The sequence below is a fragment of the Fictibacillus nanhaiensis genome (genome assembly GCF_023715445.1).
Classification (GTDB): domain Bacteria; phylum Bacillota; class Bacilli; order Bacillales; family Fictibacillaceae; genus Fictibacillus; species Fictibacillus nanhaiensis_D.
The window spans coordinates 168,025-187,545 of the sequence record NZ_JAMBOD010000001.1 but is presented as its reverse complement, the minus strand read 5'-3'; the positions used below and the strand labels follow the sequence as shown (position 1 = coordinate 187,545).

Annotated in this window: 12 protein-coding genes; 2 read left to right on the top strand and 10 right to left on the bottom strand. The window is 39.3% G+C overall.

Annotated elements, in window-relative coordinates; genetic code table 11:
• Positions 1–25: 25 nt before the first annotated feature.
• Positions 26–4,582 carry a glutamate synthase large subunit gene (gene gltB / locus M3196_RS01000; RefSeq protein ID WP_251320401.1) on the bottom strand — a complete coding sequence of 1,519 codons (4,557 nt, stop codon included), beginning with the start codon at positions 4,580–4,582 and terminating at the stop codon, positions 26–28.
• A gap of 138 nt (positions 4,583–4,720) precedes the next feature.
• Here gltB and M3196_RS00995 point away from each other — a divergent pair, with 138 nt between their 5' ends.
• A complete protein-coding gene (locus tag M3196_RS00995; protein ID WP_251320400.1) occupies positions 4,721–5,623 on the top strand; it encodes a LysR family transcriptional regulator in 903 nt (300 codons plus the stop codon).
• 323 nt (positions 5,624–5,946) lie between these two features.
• On the opposite strand, the gene M3196_RS00990 is transcribed toward M3196_RS00995, so the two are convergent.
• From M3196_RS00990 to M3196_RS00960, 6 genes are all read right to left on the bottom strand, one after another.
• Complete coding sequence (locus M3196_RS00990) at positions 5,947–7,206, bottom strand: L-lactate MFS transporter (RefSeq protein WP_251320399.1); 1,260 nt, start codon at positions 7,204–7,206, stop codon at positions 5,947–5,949.
• Positions 7,207–7,228: 22 nt separating this feature from the next.
• The gene (locus tag M3196_RS00985; protein WP_251320398.1) at positions 7,229–7,774 is read right to left on the bottom strand and encodes a DUF1641 domain-containing protein; all 546 of its coding nucleotides are present in this window, start codon (positions 7,772–7,774) and stop codon (positions 7,229–7,231) included.
• The gene (fdhF, locus tag M3196_RS00980; protein WP_251320397.1) at positions 7,767–10,724 is read right to left on the bottom strand and encodes a formate dehydrogenase subunit alpha; all 2,958 of its coding nucleotides are present in this window, start codon (positions 10,722–10,724) and stop codon (positions 7,767–7,769) included. Before fdhF ends, M3196_RS00985 begins: the two co-directional genes overlap by 8 nt.
• Before the next feature lie 161 nt (positions 10,725–10,885).
• Positions 10,886–11,626, bottom strand: coding sequence for a CBS domain-containing protein (locus M3196_RS00975; RefSeq protein ID WP_251320396.1), 741 nt, complete (start codon positions 11,624–11,626; stop codon positions 10,886–10,888).
• 351 nt (positions 11,627–11,977) lie between these two features.
• Complete coding sequence (locus M3196_RS00965) at positions 11,978–12,475, bottom strand: hypothetical protein (RefSeq protein WP_425310963.1); 498 nt, start codon at positions 12,473–12,475, stop codon at positions 11,978–11,980.
• Positions 12,476–12,571: 96 nt separating this feature from the next.
• Positions 12,572–13,843, bottom strand: a complete 1,272-nt coding sequence (locus M3196_RS00960) for a M24 family metallopeptidase (RefSeq protein WP_251320394.1) — start codon at positions 13,841–13,843, stop codon at positions 12,572–12,574.
• Between the two features lie 139 nt (positions 13,844–13,982).
• On the opposite strand from M3196_RS00960, the gene M3196_RS00955 reads away from it, so the two are divergent.
• A complete protein-coding gene (locus M3196_RS00955; RefSeq protein WP_251320393.1) occupies positions 13,983–15,311 on the top strand; it encodes an oligosaccharide flippase family protein in 1,329 nt (442 codons plus the stop codon).
• 47 nt (positions 15,312–15,358) lie between these two features.
• Here M3196_RS00955 and M3196_RS00950 read toward each other — a convergent pair whose 3' ends face one another.
• The 3 genes from M3196_RS00950 to M3196_RS00940 form a co-directional block, all read right to left on the bottom strand.
• Positions 15,359–15,796: a hypothetical protein gene (locus M3196_RS00950; RefSeq protein WP_251320392.1), complete on the bottom strand. Its 438-nt coding sequence runs from the start codon at positions 15,794–15,796 to the stop codon at positions 15,359–15,361.
• A 180-nt stretch (positions 15,797–15,976) separates the two neighbouring features.
• Positions 15,977–17,755, bottom strand: a complete 1,779-nt coding sequence (locus M3196_RS00945) for an ABC transporter ATP-binding protein (RefSeq protein WP_251320391.1) — start codon at positions 17,753–17,755, stop codon at positions 15,977–15,979.
• Entirely contained in the window at positions 17,752–19,491 is a 1,740-nt protein-coding gene (locus M3196_RS00940) for an ABC transporter ATP-binding protein (RefSeq protein ID WP_251320390.1), read from the bottom strand. The genes M3196_RS00945 and M3196_RS00940 overlap by 4 nt, the downstream gene beginning before the upstream one ends.
• Positions 19,492–19,521: the final 30 nt, after the last annotated feature.

Genomic DNA, 19,521 nt, shown 5'->3' with positions numbered 1-19,521 from the left:
ATTCATCTCTCCTTTCATCTGATGATTACTTAAGAATTAATTTCGTTGGGCCAGGACTTCCTGCTGGTTTTTTAGCAGTTGACCTTGCTTCAAATGCATTCATAATAGCATCTTGATCTGTTAAACCAGCTTGTTTCTCATCATTAATCCTTTTGATCATTTCTTTATAATCTTTCGGAATGACTTTAACAAAGTGTGATTGTGCTGTCTTCCAGTTTTCAAGGATCACTGCAGCTTTGCCGCTTTGTGTATAAGCAAAGTGATTTAAAACTAATTGCTTAACTGACTCGGTTTCTTCATGATCGACTAATCTTTCAAACTCGATTCCTTCTTTGTTGCAAAGTCTCTTAAATAAAAGAGGCTGATGTGTATAAATATATGCGATTCCTCCACTCATTCCAGCTGCAAAGTTTTTGCCGATATCACCTAATACAACAACTTTCCCGCCAGTCATATACTCACAGCCATGATCTCCAATACCTTCAACAACAATGTTTGCACCACTGTTTCTAACAGCAAATCTTTCTCCAGCTAAGCCATTAATATAAGCTTCGCCGCTAGTCGCGCCATAGAAAGCAACGTTTCCTACAATCACATTATCATCTGCAAGGTATTCCGCTGTTTTTGGCGGAGCAACAACCATCTTTCCGCCTGAGAGTCCTTTTCCGAAATAGTCATTGCTGTCACCATTCAAATATAGACTCATACCGCGTGGTACAAATGCACCAAAGCTCTGTCCTGCAGATCCAGTAAAATTAAGAGTAACTGTGTCCTCAGGTAATCCTTCTTCTCCAAAACGCTTAGTTATTTCACTGCCTGCTATCGTACCGACTACGCGGTTCGTATTTTTTATTGGAAGATTTAGAGTTACAGATTTTTGTTGTTCAAGCGCTGGACTTAGAAATGGAAGTATTTCTTGCATATCAAGTGATTGATCAATTTTGTGATTTTGAGCATGCTGGCAAGTTCGAACACCTTCAGGCTGATAAAGAAGTTTGGTAAGATCTAAGTGTTTTGCCTTCCAGTGACTCTTTGCATGTTCACCAACCGTTAATACGTCTGTACGTCCAACCAGTTCATCCATCGATCTAAAACCAAGCTGTGCCATGATTTCACGAATCTCTTCTGCAACAAACATCATGTAGTTCACTACATGATCGGGATCACCCATGAATTTCTTTCTTAGCTCTGGATTTTGTGTTGCGACTCCTACAGGACAAGTATCCAGATGGCAAGCACGCATCATTACACAGCCTAAAACAACAAGCGGAGCTGTAGCGAATCCGTATTCCTCAGCACCTAATAGAGCTGCCAGAACAACATCTTTTCCTGTCATTAACTTACCATCAGTTTCTAGCGTTACACGTTCACGAAGTCCATTCAGCATCAGCGTTTGATGAGTTTCAGCAAGACCAAGCTCCCATGGAAGTCCTGTATGCTTAATACTCGTTTTTGGTGATGCACCTGTTCCTCCATCATAGCCGCTGATTACAATGACATCAGCCGCGCCTTTTGCCACGCCTGCAGCAATCGTACCAACACCTGATTTTGCAACAAGTTTTACACTGATTCTTGCATCTCGGTTTGCATTTTTCAGGTCATGAATCAATTGAGCCATATCTTCAATGGAATAGATATCATGATGCGGCGGTGGTGATATAAGACCGACACCTGGTGTGGAACCACGTACATCAGCTACCCATGGATAAACTTTATTTCCAGGAAGCTGGCCTCCTTCACCAGGTTTAGCTCCTTGAGCCATCTTAATCTGAAGCTCATCAGCATTAACTAAATAATGGCTTTTTACACCGAACCTTCCTGATGCAACTTGTTTGATGCTGCTTCTTCTGTTGTTTCCATTCGCATCCGGAATAAACCTGTCTGGATGTTCTCCGCCTTCACCGCTGTTGCTTTTCCCACCTAAACGATTCATAGCAATTGCAAGGGACTCATGTGCTTCTGCACTTAATGATCCGAATGACATCGCTCCTGTCTTAAATCGTTTAACGATTGATTGGACCGGTTCAACTTCTTCAAGAGGAATACTTTTTGTTTCTGTTTTGAACGAGAACAGATTTCTTAAGAAGGTTGTTCGCTCATCATCAGCCAATTTTGAAAAAGTTTTAAATAAGGAATAATCATTCTTACGGCATGCCCATTGTAGAGTATGAATCGTTTTAGGGTTAAACGCATGATGTTCGCCTGTATGCCTCCACTGAAAATCACTGCCGGAATCTAAAGTGTCTTCAATAGAATCCATGAACCCTTCTTGATGCCTTAACTGTGCTTCTTTTTGAATCACATCTAATGTAATTCCATCAATTTGAGTCGCTGTGGCAGGAAAGTATCGATCGACAACTTCTTTCCCAATACCGACGGCTTCAAATATTTGAGCACCTCGATAGCTCTGTACCGTGGAAATACCCATTTTTGACATGACTTTTACAATACCGTCCGTTACACCTTTTTTATATTTTTTGATCGTTTCTTGAAGTGAGAGCTTTATATGTCCTTCATCAATTGCCTCTTCAAATGTTTTGTAGGTTAAATACGGATAAATGGCATCTGCGCCATATCCAATTAAAGCAGCAAAATGATGTACTTCTCTTACTTCACCAGCTTCAACGATAAGACTTACTTTTGTGCGCAAGCCCTTCTGAACAAGATAGTGGTGCAATGAGCTTACAGCAAGCAGAACTGGAATTGGTGTTCGAGATTGATTCATTTCTCGGTCGGATAAAATGAGAAGACATGTGCCATCAGAAATTGCATCTTCAGCTTTTTGATGAAAATCCGTTAGATCACTTTCTAAATCTTCTGAAAAAAGTGTGTGCAGAATTGCTGGTTTAAAGTCGGAAATAGTGTTGTTTTTTATCTGATTAAACTCATTCGTTGTCAGAACTGGAGAATCCAACTGAATTCTGCGGGCGTTCTGTGGACCAGGGTGAAGCAGATTACCTTCACCGCCAAGCAGTGTCATCGTTGAAGTTACCACTTTTTCCCGTATTGCATCGATTGGCGGGTTCGTAACTTGTGCGAATAGTTGTTTAAAATAATTAAACAAAGATTGCGGTCTATCGGATAAAACAGCAAGTGGTGTATCATTCCCCATCGACCCAATGGGGTCTTTGCCTTCCGTAATAACAGGAATCAAATATTTGTGGATATCTTCATACGTATAACCAAAAGCCTTTTGTTTCCTTCTGATATCATTTAAATGAACAGCAGGTTCTTCACCGTTATCATCTAATTGGACCAGACCGTTTGTCAGCCACTCTTCATAAGGATGTTCATTTGACATTTCAGCCTTAATCTCATTATCAGTTATGATGCGTCCTTCTTCTAAATCAATAAGGAGCATACGGCCAGGACTTAAGCGTTCCTTGTAAAGTACGTTTTCTTCTTCAATTTCAATAACTCCAACTTCTGAAGAAAAGATAATATAGTCATCCTTCGTTACGTAATACCTTGCAGGACGCAGACCGTTTCTGTCGAGAATCGCACCAATCTGTTTTCCATCTGTAAATGAAATCGCAGTAGGACCGTCCCATGGTTCCATTAAACAGCTGTGATATTCATAAAAAGCACGACGCTCTTGTTCTAAATGCGGATTCTCACTCCAAGGTTCTGGAATCAGCATCATAGCAGTATGTGACGGTTTTCTTCCAGCCAGCACAAAAAACTCAAAAGCTTGATCTAAGATAGAAGAATCGCTTCCATCTGCATCTAATATCGGGAGCAGCTTGTTGATATCTTCGCCAAATGCTTCAGAAACAAACTGCTTTTCACGTGCTTTCATCCAATTCATATTGCCCTGCAAAGTATTAATCTCACCATTGTGAATCAGGTAACGGTTTGGATGAGCACGCTCCCACGTAGGAAATGTATTTGTGCTAAAACGGGAATGCACTAAAGCGAAAGGGGACACAAAATCCTCGTCCTGCAAGTCCAGATAAAAAGTATCCACCTGTTCAGGTGTCAATAGCCCCTTATAAACAATAGTTTGAGAAGACAGACTCGCAAAATATGTCTGCAAACCATTCTCTCTTGCCCAATGTTCTGCTTGTTTACGAATTATAAAGAGTTTCCGTTCAAAGATTAGCTCCTCAGTAATAGATTCTTCACAGGCAATAAAGACTTGTTTTATCACAGGACAGGTTTTTTGCGCTTTTTTTCCAATAGAATCACTGTTAGTTGGAACAGTTCTCCAGCCTAATAAGGTTTGTCCTTCTTGATTAATAAAATAATTAATTTGATTTTCAAGTTTCATTTGAGCTTCATTATCATTTGGGAAAAAGATCATACCAACACCATATCTGCCATTCGAAGGCAAATGAAAATTCGTAACCTTTTTAAAGAATTGGTGAGGCAGTTTAGTCATTAAGCCCGCTCCATCACCAGTCAGCGGGTCGCTTCCCTGTCCTCCGCGGTGATCAAGCTGGCATAGCATATGAAGTCCTTGTTTTACTATTTGATGGGTAGCATGCCCTTTTAGATGAGCGTATAGACCAATTCCACAAGCATCATGTTCGAATTTAGGATTATATAAACCTTGTGGTTCTGGAAATTGACTGTAGGTCATCGTTTACTCCCCCTTTACGTAATCAACTAAATGTTCAAAACTTTCTTTCATTAAGTTTAGAGTTTATAATTAATCGAAACAATATATAATTTAGATTAAAACAATCTCAAATTGAGAATGATTGGTTGTGGTAATGTTATGGAGATTCGTCAATTGCACTATTTTATTGAAGTAGCAGAACGTGAACACGTGTCAGAAGCGGCACTTGCTTTGCATGTAGCTCAATCTGCAGTAAGCCGTCAAATTGCAAATTTAGAATCCGAATTAGGTGTAGAGCTCTTTGAACGAGAAGGAAGAAATATTAAATTGTCACCTGTGGGACGCTTGTTTTTAACCCATGCAAAGACTGCATTGAAAGCAATTGAACACGCTAAAAAGCAGATAGATGAGTATTTAGACCCTGAAAGAGGTACGATTAAAATCGGGTTTCCGACTAGTCTCGCGGGTCACCTGCTCCCTACTGTTGTATCTGCATTTAAAAGAGAGCATCCGAATATTGCTTTTCATTTAAGGCAAGGATCATATCGGTTTTTAACGGAAAGTGTTAAAAACGGTGACATCGATTTGGCTTTCCTTGGTCCTGTCCCAACAAATGATCCTGATTTGGAAGGTTATATCTTGTTTACTGAAAAGATTTCAGCCTTACTGCCAGAGCAGCATTCTTTATCTGAAAAAAGAAGCCTTTTATTAAGTGATCTGAGAAATGATGACTTTGTTCTATTTCCGGATGGGTACATTTTACGTGAAGTTGTAGTGAATGCTTGTAAAGAATCAGGCTTCATACCCAGGATTGCTTGTGAAGGTGAAGATCTTGATGCTATAAAAGGCTTAGTCACAGCTGGTATGGGTGTAACACTTTTACCCGATAGTTCTTTTTACGAAACTAAACCGCGATTTACGGTGAAAATTCCGATAGAGATACCGGATGTTAAACGAACGGTTGGAATCATTACTCCCCGCGGACGTGAACTGGCACCTGCTGAACAAGTTTTTTATGAATTCGTGATTAAGTTCTTTTCTGTGTTGGAGCAGTATCAATAAACATTGTTAGTTGATATTAGGATGAGGGTAATTGAGAGCAGCTAGTAATCGAAATTTGTCGAGGATTGTAGACTCGTCGATAAAGTGCCAAAACTTTTGGATTCATGGCTAATATTTTTGGATTCGGAACCAAAACTCGTGGATTAATGGCTGTTTTTTGTGGAATTACGGTTAACTAGGCTACTTTTCAATGTTTTTCCTCTCTTCAAGGCACCGCTAAACCAAAGAAATCGGATTGGTGTCCGCCAATCGACATGTTTAACCTCTTTTTTAAAAAAAAAATGACCCAAACCATGAACAATTTGGGTCATTCTCTTATTATTTCAACCTGCAGCTTGTGTGTTATTGTTCGCTCTTCTAATGTTGCGGATGTTAATACGAATCAATAGAGATATGGCTAGAGCTACAACAAATGCCCCTGTAAAAATATAGAGTGTTAAAGAATAGCTGTTCGTTGTTTCCCGAATCCATGATACGACAAGTGGACCAACTAGGCCTGCACCAGCCCAGGCAGTTAATATATATCCGTGAATGGCACCTAGCTGTTTTGTTCCGAAGAGATCACCAATATAAGCTGGGATTGAAGCGAATCCGCCGCCATAACACGTTAAAATGATATATACCAACAGCTGGAAGAACATTGCATTCGTTACGTTCGGCAAAAGCAGGAACGCCACTGTCTGCACTGCGAAAAATGTTGTATATACATTTGGCCTTCCGATATAGTCTGAAACTGAAGCCCATCCTATTCGTCCAAATCCATTGAATAATCCCATGATACCAACCATTGTTGCCGCTGCACCAGCGCTTAGTCCTGCGATATCCTGTGCCATTGGAGAAGCTACGGATATAACCGCGATTCCGCAAGTTACATTGATGAAGAGCATTGCCCAAAGCGCCCAAAAGCGAATCGTTTTTACGGCTTCATTTGCTGTCAGCTGGGCAAGATCTTTCGTTTGTTTTTCTTCTTTTTTATCCCTTTCATCAATCCCCTCTGGCTGCCAATCTTTTGGAGGAGGAGCAAGATAAAGAGAAGATAGAAACATTATTCCAAAATATACAGCTCCTAAAAGATAAAAAGTATTAGAGATTCCTATACCTGTTATTAATTTTGCAATAACCGGACTCGCAATTAGCGAAGCGAATCCGAACCCCATGATAGCTAAACCTGTAGCTAGTCCTCTTCTGTCCGGAAACCATTTTACTAGTGAGGAAACGGGTGTAATATAGCCGATTCCAAGACCGATCCCGCCCAATGCTCCATAGAAAAAGTAAAGCATGTACAATGAACCAATACTGTCTGCAAAACCTGCACCTATGAGTCCCGCTCCGAAACACGCTGAAGCTATTAATCCTGATATACGCGGACCATACCGTTCTACAAAATGTCCCATAAACGCAGCTGATAACCCTAAAAACAAGATTGCAATACTAAAAGTTAATGAGATTTCACTTAGTCCCCAATCATGTTTTTCCCGGAGTGGATTTGTAAACACACTCCAGGAATAGACTGAACCAATTGATATGTGTATACCAACAGCAGCAGCTGCAATCAACCAGCGGTTCTTTACTTTTTTAGCCATTTCTTTTCTCCTTTACCCATTTTTACTCCATTGTTTTATCTTTAGTTTGGTTAGCACGTTTTTCTGGAGTATCTTGAGTTGTCTTTTCATAAGGTTCGGTTTCTTGTCCCATTCCTTTTAAAAATTGCATCAGGGTGGTGATGGCTCTGTTAACTTCTGGGTCTTTTATAGATTTTACAAGATCTAAATATCCTGTTTTTTCATCAGTGTCTTTATATTCGGCAACTCTGGCTATTCCTGCGTCAATCTTTAATAAGAAAGGTTCAAGCTGTCTCACGTTGATCATTCCGAGCGTTCCCAGCAGCAACAGTAGATTCTTCATGGTGTTCGTGTTCTCAGGTTTGTCCATTGCTTTAACGGCAACATCTAATACTTTGTCACCTTGGCCAAATAACCCGTTTAACAGCGAGAGAATCCCTTTTTCCTGCATATGATTCATAATCTCGAGCGTTTGCAAGATCGCTTTCTTATTTTTAATCAAAGCATCCTCAACTTCACTCAAATCATTCTTACGCTGTTCTTCCTCCGGCACGGTCAATCTATAAACTTTCTTAATCGCCTTAGCCATGTTGCTTTCGCTCCTTTTTCACGACATCTCCAGGGAAAATATAGTCTTTTCTGGCCCATTTCTTTTCGACAGCTACTCCTATTTGCGGCTGCGGGTTACCGTATCTGAAATTCGTTCTTGGAAGCGGGTTTACACCTTCTGCTTGTAAGATCTCTAGCTTAGCACTTGTTTCTTTATAAGCTGGCGTATCCGTATCTTTGTCTGAGTAGCTGCTCGTTAGTAAATTAATCGCGGCTTCGCCATTATCGTTCATCGGTAAATAGACTTCTTTGCCCTTCACTCGATCTGTGATCAAACACTTTACTTTAACACTTCCATATGGAGAGGATAAGCGTACAAGAGTTCCATCTTTAATACCTCTTTCTTTTGCAAGTTCATGTGAGATTTCCAGAAATACGTTAGGCGTTTTAGAGGTTATTCCTTCCGACTTATACGTCATGTTTCCTTCATGGAAGTGTTCTAAGATTCTGCCGTTGTTTACGTGTATATCGTATTCTTCACCAAATTCTTTCGGTTCTGTCCAGTCAACAGGAAATAATCTTGCTTTCCGATCATCAAAAGGAAAACCATCTAAAAATAGAATGGGTGTATCTGTTCCATCAGGTGCAACAGGCCATTGAAGACTTTTGTATCCTTCTAATCTTTCATAAGAAACACCAGCGAACAGCGGTGCTAATTGTGCAGCTTCATCCATAATGTCACTAGGATGCGTGTAATTCCATCCAGCTCCAAGACGGTTTGCGATTTCCTGTATAATCTGCCAATCAGGTTTTGAATCTCCTAATGGTTCGAGAACTTGATATAACCGTTGTATTCTTCGCTCTGTATTTGTGAAGGTTCCTTCTTTTTCAAGACTTGGGCTTGCTGGCAATACAACATCTGCAAACTCAGCCGTTCTGGTGAAGAAAATATCCTGAACAACAAAGAAATCCAATTTTTCATAAGCTGCATGGACATGGTTAATGTTAGAATCCACGATACCCATGTCTTCCCCTTTTAGGTACATAGCCTTAACATAGCCCTCATGTATGCCAGCCACCATCTCGTGATTGTTGAGTCCTGGTTCTTCCGGTATTTTCACTCCCCAAACATTTTCATATTTTGCTCTTACCTTTTCATCTGAAACTTTTTCATAAGAAGGCAGGCGATCCGGCATGCTTCCAAAATCACTTGCACCTTGTACATTGTTATGGCCTCTAAGAGGATAAGATCCTACACCTGGTCTTCCGTAATTCCCGGTGACAAGCAGCAAATTTGAAATAGCAGTACTTGTATCGCTGCCACCCGTATGCTGTGTAACTCCCATTGCCCAAAGAATACAAACACTCTTTGATAGGTGGATCGTTTCTGCAATTTTGATTAGCTCCTCTTGTGAAAGTCCTGTTGCCTTCTCAGCATATTCCAATGTGAACTTTTCAAGATTCTGTTTGAATTCTTCTAATCCATTCACTTGCTTGTCTAAAAATTCCTTATCCTCCCAGCCCTGGTCCAGAATATATTTTGTTACTGCAGAAAGCCAGACTAAATCAGAACCTGCCCGCGGGTGAACAAACAGATCTGCACGATCTGCCATTTCATGTTTTCGAAGGTCTGCAACAATCAGTTTCTGTCCATTTAATTTTTGAGACCGTTTAACACGTGTTGCTAAAACGGGATGAGATTCAGACGTGTTGGAACCAATCACGATAACAAGCTCTGACTTTTCTATATCTTTAATGGTTCCGGAGTCTCCACCGTGGCCAACTGTTCGGAATAATCCCATCGTTGCAGGAGTCTGACAGTACCGTGAGCAATTATCGATGTTATTGGTTCCGATAACTCCTCGTGCCAGTTTTTGCATTAAATATGACTCTTCGTTCGTACATTTAGACGAACTGATAAAGCTTAAAGCTTGTGAACCATGTTTTTCTTTTATATCTGTAAACTTAGAGGCTATCAGGTTTAACGCTTCATCCCAAGTGGCTTCTCTGAATGCATCTCCTTCACGAATCAATGGTTTTGTTAACCGTTCTTCGCTGTTCACATAATCCCAGCCGAATTTTCCTTTAATACAAGTGGATATCCCGTTTGCAGGAGCTTGGATTTGTGGATCCACTTTTAAAATCTCTCTGCCTTTTGTCCACACATCAAAACTGCAGCCCACTCCGCAATACGTACAAACCGTTTTCGTCTTTTTAATCCGTTGTTCACGCATTGCAGCTTCCATATCTGAAATGGCTAAAATAGAGCCGTACCCTGTTTCTACGCTCTTCGTGATTTCGATCATCGGACGTAAAGTTTCCCGGTTAATTCCGGTCATGTAGCCAGCTTCGCCTAACATCCCTTTCTCCATCAACGCATTGCATGGACAGACGGTTGAGCAATGTCCGCAAGAAACACAAGAAGATTCGTTAATCGGAACATCTTTATCCCAAATTACCCGAGGCCGTTCACGATCCCAGTCGATTGAAAGAGTTTCGGTTACTTGGACATCCTGACACGCTTCAACACAGCGTCCGCACAATATGCATTGATCGGGATCATATCTGTAAAAAGGGTTTGAGTTATCCTCCTTATAGGGTTTATGGTCAAAAGGGATGCTTTGATGGTTTATTTTCATCTCTTTAACAGTGTTATGTACTTCACATCCGCCATTGTTATAATCACAAACCGTACAATAGAGTTCGTGGTTAAAAAGAATCCTGTCCATTCCTATAACCTGGGCTTCTCTTACCTCATCTGATTTGGTATCAACTTCGTCTCCTTCATTTACTTTTGTAGAACAGGCCCTTACAAACTCTCCATTAACCTTTACGATACATGTATCACACGTTTCAAGTGGTCCTAGACTGGGGTGGTAGCAAACATGCGGTACTTGGTCCGGGCTCTCTGAAAGCAGGTTTAAGATGGTTTGGTCCTTATTCGCTTTTAATTCTGATCCATTAATATTAATAGAAAAAAAATCTGACAAAACAATTTCACCCTTTCTTTTAAAAATTAACTTACAAAAAATTCAGTCATCTAAAAATGCCGTTTCCCTATTCTTTATCTCCTTAAACAAATATAAATATTCGAATTGTGCTTAAGAATAGCTCTAAAAAAAGACACCCAATAATGAGTGTCAATAATCGATCAACCATCTAAATCAATCTCAATTAAGTCATATGAAGTTACAATGCCTAGTGGCCTTTCATTTTCACTTCCATTAAGTGTAATTATGATTGCTTCGAGTTTCTTCCCTTCTTTATGGAACGTCTCGAAAATCTCTTCCGCCTTAAATATACTTGAGGTTTTTGAAATGAAAGCTACTAGCTGATTTTCCTTATTATTCGTTATATCTGATATTTTTGCATTGTTTAAATCAATAACTTGATCTGCTAGGCGGTCAGTAAGCCAATTTAATATATATGTTGCTGTCAGAAGCCAAAGATACTCCCCTTTTTCATTATAAACCGGGAAGCGTGAATATGATGTTTCTCTGATACAGCTTAGAACATCGGCAAGACGATCACTTTCTTTAAAATGATGAACTTCTTTTGTTGCGATACTTAATGCTGTTTCAGGCTTTTGAAAATAACCCGCAATCTTTTCTATACGTTCAACAATATCTAAATGTGGCTCAGCGATATAATAATCATGATCAACTTTTTCGTGAACAATTGCATTTCGCAGCTTTGCGAACTGGCATAGCTCATTATAAAATGACCTGATAAGAGAATGCTTATTCATTCCGACTTCCACCAGATTTTTAAACCGGTCATCTGTAGTATCATTTACTTTATCCATAAGACATTTGTGTATCTGATTGAATGCAATCTCAAAGCGTTCGGATAACCCGTTTTCTTTATTTGATTTTAAATGAGTCACGGTCATTTTCAACCTCTCCTTATTTCATGCACTACACCCTACTTACCCTATAACAGCCCGGTGGTAAACAAAAACGAATCCGGTTCTGGATTCGTTTACTCAGCTATTCTTTTTCAGCAAATGCTGGCACCGGATCGAAAAATGTGTTCCAGTCTGTTCTTAACATTTCTCCAGTATTTAATAGACAGTAATCTAAATTTTTTATTATTTCATGTTTATCATAATCAATCCCAAGAAAAACAAGTTCAATGATCCTGTCGCCGTATGTGTCATCCCAATAATGATTTTCTGCTTTTTCTGATATATCAATAATTTAAATAAAAAAAAGATGCCTATCTCATTGATAAACATCTTTTCTTAAAAATCTTTCCATTCAATTTTTCCGCATTTATTTTCATGATCTAGCTCAACTTCAAAATCATGTTTTTCATAAAAGTGAATAAGACGGTCTACATGATCCCAATCTCTCTTGGCAATGTCACCCTTTATTAAAGGTATATTGTTGTCAACGGCAGTTTCTTTTAAATATTCCATACAAATGGAACCATATCCTTTATTGGCAGGTCCTTTTATATCTCCAATATGCAAAGTGTTCTCATTCATATATACTGCATCAATTGCAAAGTCCCAGCCATAATATCTGGACTCACAATCGTTAAGCATGATCTTGCATTGATCCATTTCTTCTGTTTTATATACAATAACAAGATTATCATCTTTTGTTTGATTTACACCGATGACATCGTAGTCTTTTGCAATTTGTTTCATATCGTTCTGCAATCGAAGAATCTGAAATTCGAGTTCATCACGATCAAGCTTATGTTCTTGTTCTTTTTCATGCTCTAATAATAACATAATCATTCCCCCCTTTACTGTATAGCCGAAACAAACACACAGTTTTCCATTTTACTAGAGGAACGGGGGTTTATCAAATGTAAACTTTTACCTCCTTTATAAAGGATTTGAAGAAATCACATAGAATTCGGTTTGTCTTTTTGTCAGATAAGACATTTTATCTTTAAAGCAGACAGATTCTTCGAGATAAACAGGAATATCCTTATTCCATTCAGGGATGAATGATCTTATATTAAATTCTAAAGCATAACAGGTATTGTTTTGAATAGGCAATTCCCCTCTTATCGGAATGGGTTCCTGTTTATCATACAAACCCATTATAGGACCTGCACCATGGCAATGGTATCCTATGGGATGTGAATACAGCATAGCTTGAATTTCATTTTTTGCAGCTTTCTTCAGAACTTCTTCAAATAGCTCATTGCCGGTAATTCCAGTTCTGATCGTTTGAGAAAAGATATCTTCAAAATGGTTAGCAACGCGTAAAGCCATTTTCAGGCCATCCGGAATATCCTGTTCATAAGGATGGAGAACATAGGCAAGCTGCTGGGTATCTGTGCAAAGTCCTAAATATTCTATTCCAAAATCAAGGTGTACGATGTCTCCATGTAATATCACCCCTTCTATCCGGTCAGCAGATGAATCTTTTCTTTGTATATCGACCGTTGGATAAAAGGATGTTTTTATTCCAAGATCTAATACTTTCTGACGGACCCAATCAACTACGTCGCGTGTAGTTGTTATTCCAGGGATAATTACGTCATTGGATAAAGCTTGTTTTACAATATTTCTTGTTATCTTGGCTAGTTCTTTGTAGGAATACAATTCAGAATCTGTCCGTAATTGCATCCAATCCAGTGCTAATGTTTCCGATGAAATAAGGTTAGCTGAGTGCTCATTGCCAAGAAAAGAGGTCAAACTTTGATAAAAGGAATGGCTTAATCCATCACAAAATGAAAAATGAGAAGAATAATTAATGGCTATTTTTTCGGGGTTATATGTATCCATTATTCTTCTGAGTACATCGAAGGGCTCCTCTCCTTTTCTAACGGTGCAGCACATATAAAAAGGTTCAAATAGTTTATTGGAAGAAATCACGAACCTTTTTATTTTATTGGTGTTTCTCTCTCTTAAAAAAACAAAGATTGTTAAGCGTCTGGAACTGTCTATTGAAGAAGGAAATAAAGTGATGGCTGCCGGATCTTCATGATATTCCCTTCCAATGGTAATCCAGGAATCGACGCCATGTTTAATCATTAAAACAGGCAGTAAATTCTCCAGTCTGTTATACAGCCATTCGTCAGTTACTTTCCCTCTTTCTGCAAGCGGTATTATCGTGAAGGTATCTTCATTCGTTTCTATCGTCATGAATTTTTGTGCCCCCTTACATCTTTTCTCTATTATCTTCTATCTTCTCCCTTTCGTGTCAAAAGTCCTTTGTGGTCTTGTTTCATTACTTATTGCATAAGAATAGATGGACAACGTGTACAAGGAGATGCACCAAGATATGAATATTTTTTTTCGAGGAGTGTTGCTGCTTGCCGCAGCTGCACTTGTGGGTGAAAGTTTAGAATTAATAATCAATATGATACTTGCACGTAAGTTGGGCGAACTTGGCTTGGGACATTACATGTCTATATTTCCAACGGTAATATTAATCATCATTATTGCAAGTCTTGAACTACCGATTTCCATTTCGAAATTTGTAGCAGAAAAAGAAGAAAAACAGCATTACAGCATGTTAAAACACGCAACAAAGTTAACGTTGTTACTAACAGCAGCAATGATTATCATCGCAATATTTGTTTTGCCCTTTATACCTGTGTTTAATAGCTACCATCCCCTTGTCAGATGGCTGATGGTGCTATTGATTCCCCTTATCTCACTAACCTCAATTGCAAGAGGTTTTTTTATGGGGAAGCAGCAGATGGGAAAATTGGCATTTTCAAATTTGTTTCGTAAACTGGCACAACTAATATTGTTGGTTGGGATTTATCAATTGTTTTCATTTGATCGAGAAACTGCAATACTGGTTGCATTAGCAACATTCGTTGGCAGTGAATTAGTCGTGTTCATCTATCTGTTTACAGCCTATTTGCTGCAATACAGAAAAATGAGGTCTCATACGAACCAATTGTTAAGTGCTGGAGAAGTAACAAAAAGCCTTATGGCAGTAACCATTCCAACAACCGGATTGAGGCTGTTTCATGCTGTAACAAATGCTGTTCAGCCGTTTTTGATAAAATACTCACTGTCTCTTACAGGCATATCAGATGTTGCAGCCACAGAACAGTTTGGACTTCTGGCTGGTGTGGCGATTTCAATTGGATTCTTTCCGGCATTTATAGCACACTCTTTATTAGTCGTATTAATTCCTACTGTCTCTGAGGCAACTGCAAAGAAAGATATCGATAAATTAAAGATGCTGCTTATGAAAGTGATGAGTATTACAGCTGCCTATGGATTTCCTGCCATCGTTATTTTTCTTATCTTTTCTGAAAAATTAACGATTATGTTTTTTCATTCTTTATCAGCTGCAGCTTATTTGGAACTATTATGGCCGAGCTTTTTGTTTACGTTCTTTTTAATCCCTCTTCAGGCGTATTTGATTGGATTAGGATTAATAATGACAGCGTTTATACAATCCGTTTGGTCTACGATTGTTTCATTTTCTCTTATGTACGTGCTAGGTTCGCAGCCATCCTTAGGAATGCACGGAATCATTATTGGAATGAATGCGGGTTCCGTTCTATTGATGCTGCTTCACTATTTTTCTGTATGCAGAGCCATTGGCATCACAACATGGTTAAGTACCAGAAACAATTTTCAGGATTAAAAAAAGCATCTGTAAGAGGTATGTTTCTTTTTACAGATGCTTTTTTATCATACTTTCAGTTGTGAATGCGAAAGAACTGCAAGATAGTTATAATGGTCTTTTTCTTGTTTTACAAATTCCCATTGATTTGGAATGCGGGATATTAGAAATTCTAGCTGTGACTGAGTAAGGTTTAATGCCATCCAAGAATCACCAAGGATGAAATCTTCATTTTCCTTAAATGCAAATCGTGTCTGTATTAGATTTAGTAATCCTCTAATTGTAATGAACTTAAAGGAATATCCCGTTTGTATGGCTTGAACAACATTTCCCCAATTTTCATCTGCGTATTGAAAGAAATTTAACCAGCTGGTTTCTTCTTTCCCAATATGATTTAATGCTTTCATATTTTTATTTCGAATAACATCAATTAAAAGATCTCCATCAACTCCGCCAGCAACAGCAGCTTCAATTAATAAACCAACAGGCATCGGCAATTTTACCATCTTCACAACTCCCCCAATTATTTAATAAATGATGTTCTCATTGGCTGCAGGATATTCATTGCGCTAGATATGCTTGCACTTCATTTGACATGATTGTAACCTCCTAAATCATATATAGCCAATTGAGAGATTGATTATGAGAAAAAGGCAATCCTTATTAGGACTGCCCTTCTTACAAACTTAATTGCTGAATGCTTGAGTTCCTATTTCAGCTTCCCGTTTAAATAAGCGGCTGTATACTCCATTTTCTGATTCTAAGAGCGTTTCATGTCTGCCTTGTTCAATCATTTTGCCGTTTTCGATTACGATAATGTGATTAGCTGCTAAAACGGTAGACAAGCGGTGCGAGATTATAAATACGGTTTGTTTTGATTTTCTCTTGTTAATCGCTTCATTCACTTGTACTTCTGTAATTGGATCAAGTGCAGAACTCGCTTCGTCTAATACGAGAATTGCAGCATCTTTTACTAGTGCTCTTGCTAAAGACAACCTTTGTTTTTGACCGCCAGATAATAAACTTCCCCGTTCTCCCACCAATGTGTTTAAGCCATCAGGCAATGACTGGATAAATTCACCTAAACCGCTGTCATGAATGGCACTTAACAATTCTTCATCAGTCGCCTCAGGTTTTGCTATACGTAAATTATCGGCTAGAGATCCGTTGCGGAGCTGTACGTCCTGCGAAACGATGGCTATCTGTGAACGCAGCCATCCTGCATCAATAGAAGAAATATCAATGCCGTCTATATAGATAGAACCGCTGTCTGGATCATAAAGACGCAGCAATAAATCAATGATGGTAGACTTCCCAGATCCGCTTGGTCCAACTAAAGCAACTGCTTCCCCGGGCTGAACTGAAAATGAAAGTCCCTTAAGAACTTGTTCGTCTTTTTCCGGGTATCCGAAAGCAACTTCACTTAATTCAATAGATCCATCCAAAGCTGGCAAAATAATACCTTTTTCTGTTTCAGCACTTGAAATCTTTTCACTCAGTAAAATTTCAGATCGGTCCAAAGCCGGACCTGTTCGCCTGACTGACAGCCAGTTTCTAAGCATCCGCTGCATCTCATTTGCTGCAATAGCAACAAGGCCAGCAGCTGTCAGCATCTCACCAGTTGTTAATCTATTGTTCCAGATTAAATAGGCGCTTAAACCGTAAACGACTGCTAATCCCAGACCGTTATAGCTGCCTATAATAACAATGGATTGCATGCGGGCTTTTAATTCATTACGAGATTCCTTAATAAAAGATTTTCGAATCTCGGCAACACTTTTTACTTCTCCTTCAGAAACTCCTAGAACTCTCGAAAGATGAATTCCCGTAACAGATTCACGAAGTCTTTCAAGATATCGGGAGGCCTCTTTTCTTGCATTCGCTGAAGACTGGCGTGTTCTTTGTCCGACTGCATTTGATGTTAAGTAGAATATTACACCTAGTACAACCGAAGTTATCATGAGGTAAGGGTGAATCCAAAGCAGCACGATACTGTAAAGAATTACTCCCTGTACCGATGCCATAAAAGTTGAACCTTCCCATGCAAGGAAATTGTGCAAAGTATCTGGATCGTCCGAAACCCTCGCCATCATTTCTCCTGATTGATTGTTTTGATAAAAAGAAAACGGTAGAATCTGAAGGTGTTTAAAGAGTCTGAGTTTTTGCCAGTTCGTAACTGTCTTTGCTACTTGGTGACAAAAATATTCATCAATTACCATCAAGATTAAATCAGCAACAGCTGCAAAAATAAGAAGCCACATTAATCCCCATAGCAGTTTATTTGACTCGCCTGGCAAAATTGTATCAACAAGCCACCCTAGCGCAAGAGTTGGAATTAGCGCAGAAAATACCTGGCTGACCGCGATAACAAAAGCATCAGCAAACACCCAATTTTTATGAGGTTTTAAAAAGGCAAGAACGCGTCTGCCATCCCGGTTTTTTTGCTTAGCGGCTATTTGGCTCATATCGCTCTCTCCTTTTCTAATTCACTATATTGGGCCATATAAAGTTCATAATATTGGCCTCTCCTTGCAAGAAGTTCTTCATGAGTCCCTTCTTCAGCAACGATACCCTTATCTAAGAGCAATATTTTGTCTGCATCTCTTACTGTAATTAGACGATGAGCGATCGTAATTGTCGTACGGCCGGGAATAAGTGTTTCCAAAGCTGCCTGGACACGTTCTTCTGTTTCTCCATCTAATGAAGAAGTCGCTTCATCAAAAATCAATAGTGCAGGATGTCTTAAGATAGCTCTTGCTAGTGCAACACGCTGTCTTTGACCGCCAGAAAGTTTCAGTCCGCGCTCACCTACAATGGTTTCATATCCTTCAGGCAGTGCAGCAATAAATTCTGTAAGTCCTGATGCAGCACATGCAGCGTCTAAATCTTCCTGAGATGCATCTTTTCTTCCATATAAAAGATTCATACGAAGAGTATTATTTAATAGGAAAGTTTCCTGTGACACAACTCCAACTTGCTGGCGGAAGGAATTTCGGTTGTAAGCAAACAAATTTCGCTGATCAATTTCAATCGTTCCTGTCTCCGGTTCATAGAGGCCAAGAAGCAATTGAATGAGAGTTGATTTTCCGCCGCCGCTTGTACCGACGATTCCAATATGCTCTCCAGCCTTCATGTTCAAAGAAACCCCTTTTAGCACGTATTCATCATTGCCGGGATAGCGGAACCATAGATTTTTGACATCAATATCGCCGCGAATTGGCTGCATCTTTGGCAGGTTTTCTTCATGTTCAACCGGAAGATCAAAATATTCATAGATTCGTTGAAGAGCTGGTATAGCTTGCTGAATGATCAGTGCATTTTCAGCGAGTGATCGTATCGGAAAAAACATAGTAGGAATAAAGCCTAGACAAGCTACCAATGTACCCACTGATATTGTGTTGTTCCATACTGCCAAACCGCCAACCAGCATTACAACACCTGGTGTCGCGATATTAAACAAGTTTCCCAAACGCCAATTCACTTTACCAATTAATGCAGCACGAATTGAATAGTTTTTCCATTCTGTCAGTTTTTTCTCTTGTGTATGTATTTCACGTTCTTGGGTTTGGAAAGTACGAACTAATCTGGTAGATTCAATGCTCTCTTGAAGGTGATGGTAGATGTCAGCACGCATATCGCGCTGTACTGCACTCATTTTTCTCATCGTATTTCCAAGTTTAAATGAAGGGTACAGATAAATAGCGAATACACAGAACATGACGATTGCTACTGGCCAATAAAGAGCAAAAACTGCTATAAAGGCAGCTACAGCACTAACAACCTGCTGAACGAATCGTGGAATAACGGTATTATTCAAATTCTGAACCGCTTCAACATCATGTGTTAACCGATAAAGCATATCCCCGCGAGGTGTTGTAGTAAAGAATGACATCGGAGTCCTGTGCAGTCGTCCAAAAGCCCTCATCTGCATATCGGTTATGACATCCAGTCCAATCTGAACCTGAATGAATTCTTGCAAAGATTCAAAGATTATTTTAAATAAAAATGCAAATAGTACTCCTGCAACAAGCCATCCGATTAAATCGGTCATTTTGTTTGGAAGTACTTCATCTACTAGCTTCCCGGCTAATATGGGAGGTATTACTGTAAAAACTCCTCCGACTAATGAGCAGGCAAAAGCAAGCAGCAGCCCTCTCCAATAAGGCTTAAAATGCTTAAGTGTCTCTTTTAAAAGTTTCATATTTAGTTCCCCCTCTCGCTCCCTAAGCAC

Bases quoted from the DNA above. Each gene is read 5' to 3' on its own strand.
- M3196_RS00990 (WP_251320399.1), bottom strand. From the start codon at position 7,206: ATGGCTAAAAAAGTAAAGAACCGCTGGTTGATTGCAGCTGCTGCTGTT.
- M3196_RS00955 (WP_251320393.1), top strand. From the start codon at position 13,983: ATGAATATTTTTTTTCGAGGAGTGTTGCTGCTTGCCGCAGCTGCACTT.
- M3196_RS00940 (WP_251320390.1), bottom strand. From the start codon at position 19,491: ATGAAACTTTTAAAAGAGACACTTAAGCATTTTAAGCCTTATTGGAGA.
- gltB (WP_251320401.1), bottom strand. From the start codon at position 4,582: ATGACCTACAGTCAATTTCCAGAACCACAAGGTTTATATAATCCTAAA.
- M3196_RS00975 (WP_251320396.1), bottom strand. From the start codon at position 11,626: ATGACCGTGACTCATTTAAAATCAAATAAAGAAAACGGGTTATCCGAA.
- M3196_RS00950 (WP_251320392.1), bottom strand. From the start codon at position 15,796: ATGGTAAAATTGCCGATGCCTGTTGGTTTATTAATTGAAGCTGCTGTT.
- M3196_RS00945 (WP_251320391.1), bottom strand. From the start codon at position 17,755: ATGAGCCAAATAGCCGCTAAGCAAAAAAACCGGGATGGCAGACGCGTT.
- M3196_RS00965 (WP_425310963.1), bottom strand. From the start codon at position 12,475: ATGTTATTATTAGAGCATGAAAAAGAACAAGAACATAAGCTTGATCGT.
- M3196_RS00960 (WP_251320394.1), bottom strand. From the start codon at position 13,843: ATGACGATAGAAACGAATGAAGATACCTTCACGATAATACCGCTTGCA.
- M3196_RS00995 (WP_251320400.1), top strand. From the start codon at position 4,721: ATGGAGATTCGTCAATTGCACTATTTTATTGAAGTAGCAGAACGTGAA.
- M3196_RS00985 (WP_251320398.1), bottom strand. From the start codon at position 7,774: ATGGCTAAGGCGATTAAGAAAGTTTATAGATTGACCGTGCCGGAGGAA.